Below are 14,792 nucleotides of genomic sequence, written 5' to 3' on the forward strand. Positions count from 1 at the left end.
GCAAGCTGACAAATACATTACAAAACTGTCAGAAAGCGGATTTTTCGCGCCAAGCACCTTACGATGACCGGAAATGGAGGATGGGAAGCATGCGCATATTGCTGGCGGAAGATGAAACACACGCTGGAGAATATCTGGTCAAAGGCTTGGGCGAAAATGGGCTGGTGGTGGACTGGCTGCGCAACGGCCTGGATGTGGTGCATCAGGTCGGGGTGACCGAATACGACCTGGTGATTCTGGATGTCGGCCTGCCGGGGCTGGATGGCTGGGGAGTCATCAAGCGTATCCGCCAGCAGCACGGCATGCCCGTGCTCTTCCTGACCGCGCGCGACCGCGTTGAGGACCGGGTGCGCGGCCTGGAGCTCGGCGCGGATGATTATCTGATCAAGCCCTTCGCGTTTTCCGAGTTGCTTGCCCGCATCCATGTACTGCTGCGCAGAGGCATGCAGCAGGAGAGGGATACCATCACCCTGGGCGATTTGCAGCTGCAGCTGCTGCGGCGCCGGGTTGAGCGTGCCGGCAAGCGTATCGACCTGACCGCCAAGGAGTACGCGCTGCTCTTGCTGTTTCTATGCCGGCAGGGTGAAGTGTTATCACGCACCGTGATTGCCGAGCAGGTATGGGACATGAATTTCGACAGCGACACCAATGTGGTCGAAGTCGCCATCCGCCGCTTGCGCGCCAAGATCGATGAACCGTTCGATACGCCGCTGCTCCACACCGTGCGAGGTTTCGGCTATGTATTGGAGTCGCGCCCGTGAAGCGCGGATGGATGGATACCGACAGCGTCGCCTTCCATCTGGTGGGCCTGTTCACGCTGGGCTCGGCCCTTATCTTGCTGGGAGTGGGCTATACGCTGTATCACGCGCTGGCCATGCAGGTGGAAGCGCGTGACCGGGCGGAAATCGACGGCAAGGCCAAGGTCGTCCGCCATATCCTCATGGGGATTGCACGTCCCGAACAACTTGCCACGCACGCGGCCAAGATCGCCGAGATCAAGGTAGGCCATCCCCACCTCAGCCTGGGTATACGGACAGGTGGCATCTGGCTCTTGCGGCCCAGCGCGGTCATCGCCAATCGCCTGGCCACCTCCGCGCTGCCGGCGGCTGATCGCATCGAGACATTCCGCATCGGCGACGAGGAATGGTGGGTGCGGCGCATTGCGCATCGTTGGCCCGGCATCAGCCCAGCCGAGGTGGACGTCTACGTCGCCGTCGATATCACGGATTCGCAGCGGCTGCTTCGGCAACACCGTGATGTCGCCATGCTGGCCGGACTATTAGGGGTGATGCTCAGCGGCATGGTGGCCTATCTGGTCACCCGCCGCAGCCTGTTGCCGCTGGGCCTGTTGGCGAAGCAGGCCGGACAGCTGACCGCCGACCGGCTCGGCGCGCCGCTCGATGTCGCGCAAGCACCGACGGAAGTACGCGGGTTGGTGGAGAGCCTGAACGGCATGCTTTCGCGCCTGAACAGCAGCTTTCGCAGCCTGGAGCAGTTCTCCGCCGATATTGCCCATGAACTGCGCACGCCCCTTAACAATCTGATGCTGCAAACCCAGGTCACGCTTAGTCGCGACAGGGATGTGCAAAGCTATGTCGAAGCCCTGCACTCCAATCTCGAAGAGCTCGAACGCATGCAACGCATGGTGACCGATATGCTATTCGTCGCGCGGGCGGATCGTGGCTTGCTCACGCTGGCGCAGGGGGCCGTCGACCTTCGCCAGGAGGCGGAAAGTGTCGTGGAATATTTCGAGCTGGCTGCCTCGGAGAAGGCGCAGTCCATCAAGATCCACGGCGAACTGACGGTTCCGGGGGACCGGCTTATGCTGCGCAGGGTGCTGACCAACCTGCTATCCAATGCGGTCCGCTACTCGCCCGCCGGCGCCGCGATCCAGCTGACGCTCCGCAACGATCCGGATCGGCGTGAACTGACAGTAAGCAATCCGGTCGGCCAGATGGTACAAGGGGATCTGCTTCACCTGTTTGCCCGCTTTACCCGCGGCAATCCCGACAGCCAGCGGGACACGGACGGCGTGGGGCTTGGCCTCGCCATCGTCGATTCCATCGTGCGGCTCCATAAAGGCAAGGTTTCGGTAAAACTGGAGCGCGGGGCGATCCTGTTCTGCGTGCATTTTCCGCACTGACCCGCTGTCATTACCGCACCGCGCCCGACAACCAGCCCACGGCGCCACAGCCCACCACGACCAGCCACGGCGGCAGCTTCCAGCACATCAGCGCAAGCAGCGCCACAAGGGCCAAGCCAAAATCGTGCGGCGCGTGAATCGCGCTGGTCCATACAGGCTGATAGAGGGCCGCCAGCAGCAGGCCGACCACGGCAGCATTGACGCCTGAGAGCGCCGCTTGCGCGCGGACGCTTCCGCGCAGGCCCGCCCAGAACGGCAATGCCCCCGCGACCAGCAGGAAGGATGGCGCGAAGATCGCCAACAGGCAGATCAGGCCACCGAACCAGCCGGAAGGGGCGACGGTCATCGACGCCCCGAGAAATGCCGCAAAGGTGAACAGGGGACCAGGCACGGCTTGTGCGGCACCGTAGCCCGCCAAAAAGGATTCCTTGCCGACCCAGCCGGTAGGCACGACCTCGGCTTGCAGCATGGGTAGCACGACATGCCCGCCACCAAATACCAGCGACCCGGCCCGGTAGAAAATATCCACCATCGACAATGTCCGGCTCGGGAACAAGGCGGACAGAAGAGGCAGTCCAATCAACAGCGCAAAAAACAGCAGCAACGCGCACAGGCCAACTCGACGGCTGACCACGATCGGCAAAGGGTCATGCGCTGCGGCTTGCCGGGGCTTGAACAGCAAGAGGCCAAGCACTGCCGCGGCCGCGATTACCGCTACCTGGCCCCAGGCTGACGGCACCAGTAAGACAAAGCAGCACGCAGCCACCATGATCGTGATGCGCGGCGTATCCGTACATAAATTGCGCGCCATCCCCCATACCGCCTGGGCCACCACCGCAACCGCCACCACCTTCAAGCCGTGCAGCAGGCCGGACGGCATCGTCTCGCCGTACCTGGCCATGCCTAGCGCAAACAGGAGCAGGGCAATCGCCGACGGTAGCGTGAAGCCCGTCCACGCGGCCAGCGCCCCAGCGTAGCCGGATCGGGACAGCCCGAGCGCGATCCCCACCTGGCTGCTGGCTGGCCCGGGCAGGAACTGGCAGAGCGCGACCAATTCCGCATAGCTGCGCTCGCTCAACCACCTCCGCCGCGTCACGAATTCATCGCGGAAGTAGCCCAGATGGGCAATCGGGCCGCCGAAAGAGGTCAGGCCCAGTCGGAGAAAGACCAGGAAAATAGCCCAAGGGCTGCGGTCAGCCTTGGTGCAGCCGATCATGGTCGCGTCCCGATTGTCGTTACGCCACCCGCATGATCTTCATGGTATTGGTGCCGCCGATCTGCCCGGCGGTATCGCCCACGGTCACCACGATCAGATCGCCGGGCAGGACCAGGCCCTGTTGCAGCAGCATGCGTTCGGCCGAAGCCAGCAGCGACTTCTGTTCGGCATCGTGCGCCAGCGCCATGGGATAGACATCGCGGAACAGACATAGCCGGCGATAGGTGCTCAACTCAGGCGTCATGGCGTAGATGGGCACCCCGCAGTTGACCCGGCTGATCCACAAGGGCGTAGCACCGGTCTGGGTCAGTGCGACGATGGCTTTGACCTTGAGATGGCTTGCCGTGAACAGGGCGGCCATGGCGACGGCCTGGTCCACCCGGACGAATTCGCGGCCCAACAGCGCGGTATTAAGCTGGTAATCGGAAGATTTCTCGGCTTCCAGGCAGACCCGCGACATGGCTTCGACGGTTTCGAGCGGATATTTGCCGGCGGCGGTTTCGGCCGACAGCATGACCGCGTCGGTACCATCCAGCACGGCGTTGGCCACGTCGCTGACTTCCGCGCGGGTGGGTACCGGGCTGCTGATCATCGATTCCATCATCTGCGTGGCGGTGATGGTCAACTTGTTCTTGTCGCGCGCCAGCCGGATCATGCGCTTTTGCAAGGCGGGCACGGCGGCATCGCCCACTTCGACCGCCAAATCGCCGCGCGCCACCATGATGGCATCCGATGCCTCGATCAATTCTTCCAGGTTGGTGATCGCCTCGGTCCGTTCGATCTTGGCCACCACCTGGGCCTTGCTGCCGGCCGCCTGCAATAGCGTACGGGCCATATACATATCGGCACCGTTCTTGGGGAAGGAAACCGCTACATAGTCGGCCTCCAGGCGGGCAGCGACCTTGATGTCGTCCATGTCCTTGGCGGTCAAGGCCGGGGCAGACAGGCCGCCCCCTTGGCGATTGATGCCCTTGTTGTTGCTCAGCACGCCACCGACCCGCACCCGCGTCAAGATGGCGCTGCCCTGCACGCTTTCCACGTCCAGCACGATACGGCCATCATCGAGCAGCAGGATACTGCCGGCACTGACATCGCGCGGGAGTTCCTTGTAGTCCAGGCCGACCTGCTGCTCGTTGCCCAACTCGCAGGCCGCATCCAATATAAACGGCTGGCCCGGGTCCAGGGTGACCGAGCCGTGTTCGAATTTGCCGACCCGGATCTTGGGTCCTTGCAGATCGACCATGATGGCGACCGGCATCCCCAGACGCTCGGCGGCATCGCGCACCATCTTGGCGCGGGCGACATGGTCGTCGGCCTTGCCGTGGGAAAAGTTCAGGCGGACCACGTTGACGCCTGCGGCGATCAAACGGGTCAGTATCTCCGGCTCATTGGTGGCGGGGCCCAGGGTGGCGACGATCTTGGTACTGCGTTGCATGTTGTAACACTCCGAGACTTGGGTGGATTGCCGTGTTTTTTATGTAGTAATAATACAGGCCAAATGCTTTGAAGGTCGTATCAATCTGGCGACACTAGCCTACTCACCATACGCTGATGCACGATCCCCGCTTCGACGAAAGTTTCGCCTTCCGTCACGAATCCCGATTTGCGCCAGAATCCCACCGCGTTCGCTTCCGCCGCCAGGCGCACATCGGTCCAACCAAGGCGACGTGCCTCCGCCAGCGCAGCCGCCACCAAACGGCTACCGGCGCCACGGCCACGCCAATCCGGCACGACCGCCACCCGGCCCAGGCTGCCGTCCGGCAGCAGGCGGGCACAGGCAACCGCCCTGCCCCACCGGTCCCAGGCCACCAGATGGATGGCGTCGGCATCGCGACTGTCCCGCTCGAACTGCGGCGGCACACCCAGCTCGCCCTGGAATACCGCTTCCCGTACCTGATAAGCCGCTCGCGCCAAATGGTCGGGCAAGGCGCGAATGACCAACTCCTCCGCGCTGACGGGCGCGGCGGCATCTTCCAGTATAAAGACCTCGCATCCCGTTTCGACGAGATCGAATAATTCCAGCAGATCGTCCGGCTGCATCCGCACACAGCCGTGCGAACCAGGCTGGCCGAACACCGCTTCGCCATGGCTGCCGTGCAGATAGATAAAGCGCCGCTGGCTATCCACCCGGCCAAAGCGATTGAACTTTGCTTGTGTGCCGCTCAACCAAAGTATGCGCGTCAATATCCAGTCCCGCTCCGGCAGCTGGGCGTGCAGTGCGGGAGTCCAGATCTCACCGGTAGGCCGGCGCGCCACGAACACCGCATTCAGCGGCTGCCCCGCGCCTATCTTGGCCCGGATGATATGGCGGCCGCGCGGCGTGCGAAAACTACCGCTTTCCTCACCGGCGCCCAGCTTGGCGCTGGAGATCGGATAGCGGCGCAATAACTGGCTGGCGCCGTCGTACAGGCTGAGCGATTGGCTGGCGAGATCGATCTGGATGGATAGCGGCATGGCTTAACCCGGGTTGAATCTTTTAACTTTAACGACTGGCACGGTCAGCCGGCCAGTTTCCGCAGCTTGGCGGCGCTGCGCCTGGCTGCAAAGAAATCGCGCAGCAGTTGGCTGGACTCATCGGCCAGCACGCCGCCTTGTACGACGGTATGGTGATTAAGCTGAGGATAGCCGAACAGATCGATGACGCTACCGGCAGCGCCGGTCTTGGGATCGGCGGCGGCATAAACTACCCGTGCCAAACGCGCATGCATGATCGCACCCGCGCACATGGCGCATGGCTCCAGCGTGACATAGAGTTCGCAGCCGGGCAGACGGTAGTTGCCCACCAGCTCGGCGGCGGCGCGCAGGGCGCGCATTTCTGCGTGCGCCGAGGGGTCGTGCAGGCCGATGGGGGCATTGCAACTCTGTGCGAGCACCTGCCCGTCCCGTACCAACACCGCACCGACCGGTACTTCGCCGTTATCGGCGGCTTGCTGCGCCTGCCGCAAGGCCAGCCGCATAAAAAAATCGGGATCGGTCATCGCAAATACAACTTACTTCGAGGCAGCCAGCGCTCGCTCAAAAGCGGTGGATTGAATCAGGCTTCTTGCTTCCGGCTCGGTCTTGCTGAGGCCGGCTTCGCGCATAAAGCGCAGGACAGCCCGTACATGGTATTCCAGGCCGCCCAGATTGCCGTGCCGCTTGAGCGCCTCGGCATTATTAGGGAACTTGATGCTGGCCAGCGCACCCATGGTCGATGCCTCGCCTTCCACCAGGAAGCCCTGGTAGACCACGCTGTCGAGACCGCCACGGAATTCGGACCACTTCATATTGCCGCCGCGCAAGACCGCCACGGCCTTGATCCAGCCACGATAAAAGCGTATCCATTGCTCATCGGGAATACTGACGAGCGACTTGTTGTTGGCGGCGAACCCCTCCGTCACCAGGCCTGGATAGGTTGCACTGTCGGCCCCGATCACTGCACCGGCAGTCCGATAGATAAATAGGGCTTGCGGATCGGGCAACACCACGATGGGCAACTGTCCCTTGCCGAAATTGGCGGTCAGTTTTTCCGGGGTGCTTTCCTGAATTTTGAAATCGCTCAATTGCCGGCCATTGGCGCTGAGGTAGCGCGACACCAGGAATAGCTGTCCTACCTGTTTTTCGCCTACACCCAGGGCCTGGCCATTGAGCCGCGTCACTTCCAGGCCGGATTTCAGCAGGATTTTGACACTGCCGTTGGAGGTATGGGTTTCCGCCGTCAATTTGATCGGCGCCCCTTCCATGGCCCAACCGACGAAATTGGCGGTGAGATCGCCCGCAACATCGATATTGCCCTCGGCCAGCGCCTTCATCTGGCTATGGCTATCCGCGAAGGGCACCAGTTGGACCTGTACGCCCAGCTCCTTCCAATAGCCCTTGCTCTCGGCGATATCGAGCGGGGCAAAGCCGATATTCGGCAAGTAACCCACCCGCAGCGCGGCGGCATGGGCCGTCGTCCCCAACAGCAACAGGCCCAGCATGGCTGCCCGGCAGCATCCAATCAATTGCGGCATACCCATTCCCTCTATCTCGCTCTGCGGCATTTGCACCGGGCAGCCCAAGCCGGACCGGCACGTTTATTCTCTTGGTCGCGCCTGCAAGGCAGCGCCGACCGCTACTCCGCCCCCAATAATTCCGCCGCATGCCGCCGGGTCGTATCGGTAATATCCACGCCGCCCAGCATGCGGGCGATCTCTTCGATCCGTGCGGCACCGTCGAGCTGGGCGATCCGGCTCAGCACTGCGTCGCGCGTCTGCTGCTTGCTGACCTGGAACTGATGGTCGGCGCTGGCCGCCACTTGCGGCAAGTGGGTAATACACAACACCTGATGCCGCTCTCCCAGCTTCTTCAGCAGCTTGCCGACGATTTCCGCCACGCGGCCGCCGATGCCCACGTCCACTTCGTCGAATATCAGCGTAGGGACTTCGGCAACCTGGCTGGTCACCACTTGCAAGGCCAGGCTGATGCGGGACAACTCACCACCGGAGGCCACCTTGGCCAGCGAGCGGACTGGTGCGCTCGCGTGCGGCGCGACCTGGAACTCCACCTGTTCAAGGCCGAATGCAGCGGGTGTTTCCACAGCTTGCAAGGCAATCTCGAAACGACTGCCGGCCATCGCCATGCTCTGCATTTCAATACTGACCGCCTTGCCCAGTTTTCCGGCGCTCAGCCGCCGGGCCTTGCCCAACTGCTCGGCTACGCGGCGGTAGGCCTGCTCCGCCTGTCGGGCGGACGCTTCCAATCCTTCCAGACCCTCGCCGCCGCCGAGTTCATCCAGGCGGGCCTGCCAGGCGGCCAGCTTGTCCGCCAACTGCTCCGGTTCGATACGGTATTTGCGCGCCAGCCGATAGATATCGTCCATGCGCCGTTCCAACTCGGCCAGCCTGGCCGGATCGAGTTCCACCCGCTCGGCGTAATGGCGCAAGGCGTGTACGGCCTCGGATAGATTGGCATCGACCGCACCCAACAACTCGACCGTTTCGGCCAAGGCGGGATCGACACCGGCCAGGTCCGCCAGGCGGGAATGCACCACCGCCAGCAGGGACTGCACATTGGGTTCGCCGTCCGCCAGCGCCTCCAAGGCGCTCTGCCCACCCTCGATCAGGCTGGCGGCGTGGTTCAATCGGCTATGTTCGTTCTGCAGGTCCTGCCATTCGCCAGGCAGGATCTTGAGCGTGGCGATCTCCTCGATCTGCCATTGCAGGCGCTCGCGCTCCACGGCGAACTCGCCGGCATGCTTGCTGGCGGACAGCAGCTTTTCTTCGGCTTTCTTCCATAGCGTAAATGCCTGCCGCACGCTGCCGGCCTGCTCGGTCTGGCCGGCATAGGCATCCAGCAGATTCCGCTGCGCTTCGCTACGCATCAGCGATTGGTGGGCGTGCTGGCCATGGATATCGACCAGATATTCGCCGACCTCCTTCAACTGCGCCAAGGTGGCGGGCTGGCCATTGACGAACGCACGGGAACGGCCGCCGGCATCGATGGTACGGCGCAGCAGCAGGCTGTTTTCGTCGCCTTCCAGATCATATTCGTGCAAGCGCTGCAGCAGCTCACCCCGTCCGGTCAGATCGAATGCGGCCGAGAGATCGGCCTTCTCGGCGCCATGACGCACCACGCCGGCCTCGGCGCGGGCGCCCAGCAAGAGCGAAAGTGCGTCGATCAGGATGGATTTCCCCGCCCCCGTTTCACCGGTCAGTACGGTAAAGCCGCCGGCAAAGGCCAGTTCCAGTTCATCGACAATGACAAAATCGCGCAGGTGTAGGGACAGCAGCATGGTGAAATGGCAAGGGCTCTTGGTGGGGAAGGCGGAAAACCGGATCGGACGGCGGCAGGCTCAGAACAATCGCTCGCCCCAGTGCAGCTTGTGACGCAGCATATCGTAATAGTTGTATCCGACCGGATGGAGGATACGTAAGGAGTTGCGATAGCGCTTGATGGTCACCCTATCCATCTCGCGCAGATCGAAGTGCGATTGACCGTCGAAGTGCACCTTGACCTCGGAACCGCGCGTCAGCATGAACTCCACCGTGGAGGCATCGTTGACCGCGATGGGGCGCGCCGTCATGGTTTGCGGGCAAATGGGCACCAGCGCGATCGCCGGCACCGTGGGATGCAGGATGGGACCGCCCGAAGCCAAGGCATAGGCGGTGGAACCGGTGGGCGTACTGACGATCAAACCGTCGGATCGCTGGCTGTAAACGAACTGGTCATCGATAAAGATCTCGAACTCGATCATCGATCCAAGCGAACCACGGCTGAACACCACATCGTTGAACGCCAGCGCACCATGCACTTCGCGCTCGTCGCGTATCACCTTGGCGGCCAGCAGCATTCGCTCTTCCGGTACAAAGTCGCCGTCGAGCATGCGGGGGATGATGGATTCGATATCGTCCACGCCGACATCGGTCATAAAGCCCAGCCGCCCCTGGTTGATGCCGACCAATGGAATCCGGTAAGGCGCCACCAGGCGGGCAATGGACAGCATGGTGCCATCGCCGCCCAGCACGATCACCAGGTCGGCCACCTTGCCGATCTGGTCCGGCGGCACCACCTGGGCGTCCGCGAGCGGATGTTCGGCGGCGGTATCGGCATCCAGGATGATGCCGGCACAACCCTGCTGGTGCAGGACTTCGGCCAGGCGGCGCAGCGGCCCGCCAATATTCGGACTATTGCGCCGCGCCACCAGGGCGATTTTCTTGAAGAGCGTGCTCATGGCCGAGATTTAACATGAAAGGCCGCGAAATTGCCAATGCAAGCCTTGCATGCGCTCACAACAGTGTTTTGCGCTCGGCCGTAAACGTCCACCAATTACGCGCTTCGCCAGTGCCGGCAAAGTGCACCGCGGCCATGAAGACATCGGCCACGCATGGATCGTGGCGCTGGCCGGTGGCAAGACAGAGTTCATGGTACAGGGCGATGGGGTCGCGCCCTACCAGTTCGGCCGGCTTGCCGATTCCCAGCGAACGGAGGTCGGCGGCAAGCGAGGGACCCACGCCTGGCAGGTCCTCCAGCCGTTCCATACCATGACGTTTTGGCGGCATGGCGTCTTGTATCAATAGATATTGAAAATAAAGTACTTACGCTGGGTTTCCTGGTAGATACCGTTATCCAGCACGGTCGCCAAAGCCTTGTCGAAGCGGGCTTTCAGCGCCTTGTCGCCCTTGCGCAAGGCAATGCCCTGGCCTTCGCCGAAGAACTTCGGATCGACCACCGCCGAACCGACCAGCTCGAAACCCTTGCCGCTCGGGGTTTGCAGGAAGCCGTAATAGCCGGCCACCACATCGTCCATGGCCAGGTCCACATCGCCCTTGGCCAGCGCGGCATACAGCTCGTCGGCGCTCTTATAGCGCTCGATGGCCGAGGTCTTGGCGTACTTGGCGGTCAGGTAGCGATCATAGGTGGTATCGACCTGCACACCGATCTTCATCCCCTCGATCCGCTTGGGCGAAATAAACACATAAGGGACCCTTTTCGCCTTGGAGAAGAAAAAGGCCGGCGTGTTGGCATAGCGGTCGGTGAACTCGACCAGCTTCTTACGCTCCTCGGTGATCGACATCATGGCGACGATGGCGTCCACTTTCTTCTCGTTCAATGCAGGAATCAGGTCGTCCCAGTCGGTACGTACCAATTTGCATTCGACCTTCATTTCCTTGCAGAGGGCCAGCGAGATATCGATATCGAATCCCTTCAGATTGCCCTTGGCGTCCACTTCGGAAAACGGCGGGTATTTACCTTCAATGGCAATGCGCAGGGTTTCGGCGCGCACGGCGGGCAGGCTCAGCAGCAAACACAGTGGCAGCAACAAGCGTAGAAATTTCATTTACATACTCTCCGTTAATCATGAACGATTGCGAATCAGGCTAGCCGATCCACTGCCGAGCCCAGGCGGGGCGGGCCTGAATCCGATCTACGACCCTGCTTGTGCGAGGCACTTCAAGCGGGGGTGCTTCCTTGCGCCATATAAGCAAATACCACTTTAGTACAAGCGTAGACCAGGCAGCCTACGCCACGGGCTTGAAGGCAACAACCGCCGCATACCGGTCTGTTGCGTCGCAACAAAATAATCCACGTACAAATGCAACAAAACAGGTGTACCGGCAAGGCCGCCACGGCAACGTTACATATTGCTTGTCTCAGGACAATAGCGCGTTAGAATCGTTTCATGCTAAGCGAACGCGCCCAAATTCTGCTCAAAACCCTGGTCGAACGCTACATTGTAGAAGGGCAACCGGTCGGTTCCCGTACCTTGTCGAAGTTTTCCGGCCTGGAACTGTCCCCGGCTTCCATCCGCAATGTGATGGCCGACCTGGAAGACCTTGGACTGATCACCAGCCCCCATACTTCGGCAGGCCGGATTCCCACGCCACTCGGCTATCGCCTGTTCGTCGATAAACTGATCACCATCCAGCCCCTGCAGCAGGTGGAAATCCGTGAACTGCAGGATCAGTTGCAGCCGGACAACCCCACCCGCGCCGTGGCGGCCGCGTCCAACCTCTTGTCGCAACTGACCGAATTCGCCGGTGTGGTCATCTCGCCCAAGCGGCGCGGTATTCCGCTCGCCCAGGTCGAATTCGTCCGGCTGGGCGAGAAGCGTGCCCTTCTGATCCTGGTGACCGCCGATGGCGATGTACAGAACCGCATCCTGATCACCGAGCGCGACCATACCAGCGCCGAGCTGGTCGAGGCCACCAATTTCCTGAACCAGCATTGCGTCGGCAAAACCCTGGAAGAAGTCCGCAATGTGGTCTACCAGGACCTGCGCAATCTGCAGAGCAATATCTCGGCCTTGATGAACGTGGCCGTCGAAGCCGGCAGCCAGGCCATGGCCGAGCAAGCCGTCCCCATGGTGATCAGCGGCGAAAGCAATCTGCTGCGGGTGGACGATCTGTCCGGCAATGTCGAGCGGCTGCGGCAATTGTTCCGCGTCTTCGAGGATAAGACCGCCCTCCTGCAGCTGCTGGACCACGGCAACCGCGCCGCCGGCGTCCAGATATTTATCGGCCAGGAGGCCGGTATTTCACCGCTGGATGAATGCTCGGTGGTCACCGCGCCTTACAAGGTCAATGGCCAGATCGTCGGCACCCTGGGGGTGATCGGCCCGACCCGCATGGCCTATGAACGCATTATTCCCATCGTCGATATCACCGCCCGCCTGCTATCGTCCGCGCTCTCGCATTAGCCTAGCCAGACGGCGGCGCCCCGCCCCATACAGAAACCGGAATCCGTTTTGATCCTGCGCCCCCTGCTCCTTACCTTGGCCGCCCTGTGCTGTTTGGCCGACGATGTCTCCGTCGCCAATGACGAGCCGGCTTTTACCCAACGTGACGATGTCCGTGCCTTTATCGAGGAAATGGTCGCCCAGCCGGGCTTCGAACGGGATACGCTGACCGAGCAGTTGAACCAGGTCAGGCTCAAGCCCAATATCCTCGCCATCCTCGACAAGCCTTCGACCAGCCGGCCCTACCATGCCTTCCGGCCGGACTTCGTCAACGACACCCGCATTCGCCTGGGCGTGGCCTTTTGGCAGGACAATGCCCGCACCCTGCAAAAGGTGTCGGACCATTACGGGGTCGAAGCGGAGTATCTGGTTGCCATCCTGGGGGTGGAAACCCTGTGGGGCCGCGATACCGGCAGTTTCCGCGTCATGGATGCCCTCTCCACCATCGCCTTCGGCTACCCACGGCGGGCCGACTACTTCCGCAAGGAATTGCGGGAGTTCCTGCTATTGGCCCGCGACGAGCGTCTCGACCCTTTCGAGTTCAAGGGCAGCTATGCCGGTGCGATGGGGGCCCCGCAATTCATGCCCTCCAGCTTCCATGCCTACGCGGTCGATTGGGACGGTGACGGCCGCCACGACATCTGGCGCAACACCGGCGATATTCTCGGCAGCATCGCCAATTACTTCGCCAAGCATGGCTGGAAAAAAGGCGAGCCGCTGCTGGTGCCCGCCACGGTCGTGGGCGAGGCCTACACGCCGCTGGTGGAAGACAAGTTCAACCTGCACTACAAGGTCAGCGAGCTGGCCGCCTTTGGCGTTACGCCGGCAGTGCCGCTACAGGGCGATCCGCTGGCGGTGCTGGCGCCCCTGGAGCATGAACCGGGCGTCACCCGCCATTGGCTGGGCCTGGCCAATTTCTACGCCATCACCCGCTATAACCGCAGCACTTTGTACGCCATGGCGGTGCATGAGCTGGCGGGCAAGATCAAGGCAGCTTATCTTGATCCGTCGCTACTGCCACCGCCGCCGAAACCGGCGAAGGCAGTAAAGGCTGCAAATAGACAAAAACGTAGACGCTAGTGTGGTGTCTCAAAAGTAGAATTAATTAAATATTTGGTATAATTGTCGTAGTTCAATAGCTCATGGAGACTATGACGATGACCAGAACGGGCCGCCCGATCAAGAAGCTGGAACTATCCGAAGAGCAGCGCAGAGAGCTGAATGCACGTTTGGCGCTGCGCAAGGCGCCGGCCGATGAGAAGCTACGAATTCAGATTGTGCTCAGTTGTGCTGACGGCGAAGGAGGCAAAGAGATCGCGAAGCGGCTGGATACCACTGCGCAGACCGTCTCAAGGTGGCGTCGTCGGTACGAGTCGTATGGTCTGGCAGGGCTGACCGATGCACCGAGGTCGGGGCGGCCTCGCACGGTGCTAGACGAACACGTTCAGGCGGTGATTGATCGTGTCCGGAACAGTAAGCCTACTGACGCGACGCACTGGAGCGTGCGCACGATGAGCAAGGCAACAGGCGTGTCGGCGTCCACAGTGCAGCGCATTTGGCACGCGTTCGGGCTCAAGCCCCATCGGCTGGAGACGTTCAAGTTTTCCACCGATCCGAATTTTGTCGATAAGGTCCGCGATGTGGTGGGCTTGTACCTCGCCCCGCCGGATCGTGCCTTGGTGCTCTGCGTGGATGAGAAGAGCCAGATTCAGGCACTGGATAGAACGCAGCCTTCACTTCCGCTTACGTTCGGCAAAGCAGAAACCCGGACACACGATTACAAGCGGCACGGGACGACTTCGCTGTTCGCAGCTCTGGATGTGGCCACTGGCAAGGTCATTGGCCAACTCAAACGTCGCCACCGGAGCGTCGAATTTCTGCAGTTCCTCAATACCATCGACGCAAGCGTACCGGCAGACCTGGATATCCACCTGATCATGGACAATTACGGGACGCACAAGACGGAGAAGGTGCGTGCCTGGTTCGCCAGCAGGCCACGCTACCATCTGCACTTCACGCCAACTTCGGCCTCCTGGCTCAACCTTGTGGAGCGTTTTTTCTCACAAATCAGTGAGAAGTGGATCAAGCGTAGTGCCCACAGCAGCGTCGCCGATCTAGAGCAGTCAATCCGCCACTACTTGGACATCCACAACACCAACCCGAAGCCCTTTGTATGGCGCAAAAGCGCAGATTCAATCCTTGAGGCCATTGCTCGTGCAGGCAAAGTTATTAATTAA

The 14,792-nt window shown here is 61.4% G+C and carries 14 protein-coding genes; 5 read left to right on the forward strand and 9 right to left on the reverse strand.

The window, feature by feature from the left end:
• Positions 1-89 precede the first annotated feature (89 nt).
• Entirely contained in the window at positions 90-761 is a 672-nt protein-coding gene (locus FNU76_RS23580) for a heavy metal response regulator transcription factor (RefSeq protein WP_144280470.1), read from the forward strand.
• Complete coding sequence (locus FNU76_RS23585; RefSeq protein WP_144280471.1) at positions 758-2,143, forward strand: heavy metal sensor histidine kinase; 1,386 nt, start codon at positions 758-760, stop codon at positions 2,141-2,143. Before FNU76_RS23580 ends, FNU76_RS23585 begins: the two co-directional genes overlap by 4 nt.
• 10 nt (positions 2,144-2,153) lie before the next feature.
• On the opposite strand, the gene chrA is transcribed toward FNU76_RS23585, so the two are convergent.
• From chrA to FNU76_RS23630, 9 genes are all read right to left on the reverse strand, one after another.
• Positions 2,154-3,359 (reverse strand): chromate efflux transporter, encoded by a 1,206-nt coding sequence (gene chrA / locus FNU76_RS23590; protein ID WP_144280472.1) that lies wholly within the window; start codon positions 3,357-3,359, stop codon positions 2,154-2,156.
• 19 nt (positions 3,360-3,378) lie between these two features.
• A complete protein-coding gene (gene pyk / locus FNU76_RS23595; RefSeq protein ID WP_144280473.1) occupies positions 3,379-4,794 on the reverse strand; it encodes a pyruvate kinase in 1,416 nt (471 codons plus the stop codon).
• Between the two features lie 80 nt (positions 4,795-4,874).
• Positions 4,875-5,813 carry a GNAT family N-acetyltransferase gene (locus tag FNU76_RS23600; protein WP_144280474.1) on the reverse strand — a complete coding sequence of 313 codons (939 nt, stop codon included), beginning with the start codon at positions 5,811-5,813 and terminating at the stop codon, positions 4,875-4,877.
• 44 nt (positions 5,814-5,857) lie between these two features.
• A complete protein-coding gene (tadA, locus tag FNU76_RS23605; protein WP_144280475.1) occupies positions 5,858-6,337 on the reverse strand; it encodes a tRNA adenosine(34) deaminase TadA in 480 nt (159 codons plus the stop codon).
• Between the two features lie 12 nt (positions 6,338-6,349).
• Entirely contained in the window at positions 6,350-7,351 is a 1,002-nt protein-coding gene (locus FNU76_RS23610; RefSeq protein ID WP_179958271.1) for an ABC transporter substrate-binding protein, read from the reverse strand.
• Between the two features lie 101 nt (positions 7,352-7,452).
• Positions 7,453-9,111, reverse strand: a complete 1,659-nt coding sequence (gene recN, locus FNU76_RS23615; RefSeq protein ID WP_144280477.1) for a DNA repair protein RecN — start codon at positions 9,109-9,111, stop codon at positions 7,453-7,455.
• Positions 9,112-9,171: 60 nt separating this feature from the next.
• Positions 9,172-10,050, reverse strand: a complete 879-nt coding sequence (locus tag FNU76_RS23620) for an NAD kinase (protein WP_144280478.1) — start codon at positions 10,048-10,050, stop codon at positions 9,172-9,174.
• A 55-nt stretch (positions 10,051-10,105) separates the two neighbouring features.
• Positions 10,106-10,378: a helix-hairpin-helix domain-containing protein gene (locus FNU76_RS23625; protein WP_144280479.1), complete on the reverse strand. Its 273-nt coding sequence runs from the start codon at positions 10,376-10,378 to the stop codon at positions 10,106-10,108.
• Positions 10,379-10,389: 11 nt separating this feature from the next.
• Entirely contained in the window at positions 10,390-11,157 is a 768-nt protein-coding gene (locus FNU76_RS23630; protein ID WP_223879164.1) for a transporter substrate-binding domain-containing protein, read from the reverse strand.
• A gap of 342 nt (positions 11,158-11,499) precedes the next feature.
• Here FNU76_RS23630 and hrcA point away from each other — a divergent pair, with 342 nt between their 5' ends.
• The 3 genes from hrcA (at position 11,500) to FNU76_RS23645 (ending at position 14,792) form a co-directional block, all read left to right on the forward strand.
• Positions 11,500-12,516, forward strand: a complete 1,017-nt coding sequence (gene hrcA, locus FNU76_RS23635) for a heat-inducible transcriptional repressor HrcA (protein WP_144280480.1) — start codon at positions 11,500-11,502, stop codon at positions 12,514-12,516.
• Positions 12,517-12,564: 48 nt separating this feature from the next.
• Entirely contained in the window at positions 12,565-13,635 is a 1,071-nt protein-coding gene (gene mltB, locus FNU76_RS23640; RefSeq protein WP_223879165.1) for a lytic murein transglycosylase B, read from the forward strand.
• A gap of 77 nt (positions 13,636-13,712) precedes the next feature.
• Positions 13,713-14,792 (forward strand): IS630 family transposase, encoded by a 1,080-nt coding sequence (locus FNU76_RS23645; RefSeq protein WP_144280546.1) that lies wholly within the window; start codon positions 13,713-13,715, stop codon positions 14,790-14,792.

Source organism: Chitinimonas arctica (assembly GCF_007431345.1).
Classification (GTDB): Bacteria; Pseudomonadota; Gammaproteobacteria; order Burkholderiales; family Chitinimonadaceae; genus Chitinimonas; species Chitinimonas arctica.

What these genes read in the sequence shown, in the direction of transcription:
- FNU76_RS23580 (WP_144280470.1), top strand. Translation starts at nt 90, where the DNA reads ATGCGCATATTGCTGGCGGAAGATGAAACACACGCTGGAGAATATCTG.
- FNU76_RS23620 (WP_144280478.1), bottom strand. Translation starts at nt 10,050, where the DNA reads ATGAGCACGCTCTTCAAGAAAATCGCCCTGGTGGCGCGGCGCAATAGT.
- chrA (WP_144280472.1), bottom strand. Translation starts at nt 3,359, where the DNA reads ATGATCGGCTGCACCAAGGCTGACCGCAGCCCTTGGGCTATTTTCCTG.
- pyk (WP_144280473.1), bottom strand. Translation starts at nt 4,794, where the DNA reads ATGCAACGCAGTACCAAGATCGTCGCCACCCTGGGCCCCGCCACCAAT.
- FNU76_RS23610 (WP_179958271.1), bottom strand. Translation starts at nt 7,351, where the DNA reads ATGCCGCAATTGATTGGATGCTGCCGGGCAGCCATGCTGGGCCTGTTG.
- FNU76_RS23625 (WP_144280479.1), bottom strand. Translation starts at nt 10,378, where the DNA reads ATGCCGCCAAAACGTCATGGTATGGAACGGCTGGAGGACCTGCCAGGC.
- recN (WP_144280477.1), bottom strand. Translation starts at nt 9,111, where the DNA reads ATGCTGCTGTCCCTACACCTGCGCGATTTTGTCATTGTCGATGAACTG.
- FNU76_RS23645 (WP_144280546.1), top strand. Translation starts at nt 13,713, where the DNA reads ATGACCAGAACGGGCCGCCCGATCAAGAAGCTGGAACTATCCGAAGAG.
- FNU76_RS23600 (WP_144280474.1), bottom strand. Translation starts at nt 5,813, where the DNA reads ATGCCGCTATCCATCCAGATCGATCTCGCCAGCCAATCGCTCAGCCTG.
- FNU76_RS23630 (WP_223879164.1), bottom strand. Translation starts at nt 11,157, where the DNA reads ATGAAATTTCTACGCTTGTTGCTGCCACTGTGTTTGCTGCTGAGCCTG.
- hrcA (WP_144280480.1), top strand. Translation starts at nt 11,500, where the DNA reads ATGCTAAGCGAACGCGCCCAAATTCTGCTCAAAACCCTGGTCGAACGC.
- tadA (WP_144280475.1), bottom strand. Translation starts at nt 6,337, where the DNA reads ATGACCGATCCCGATTTTTTTATGCGGCTGGCCTTGCGGCAGGCGCAG.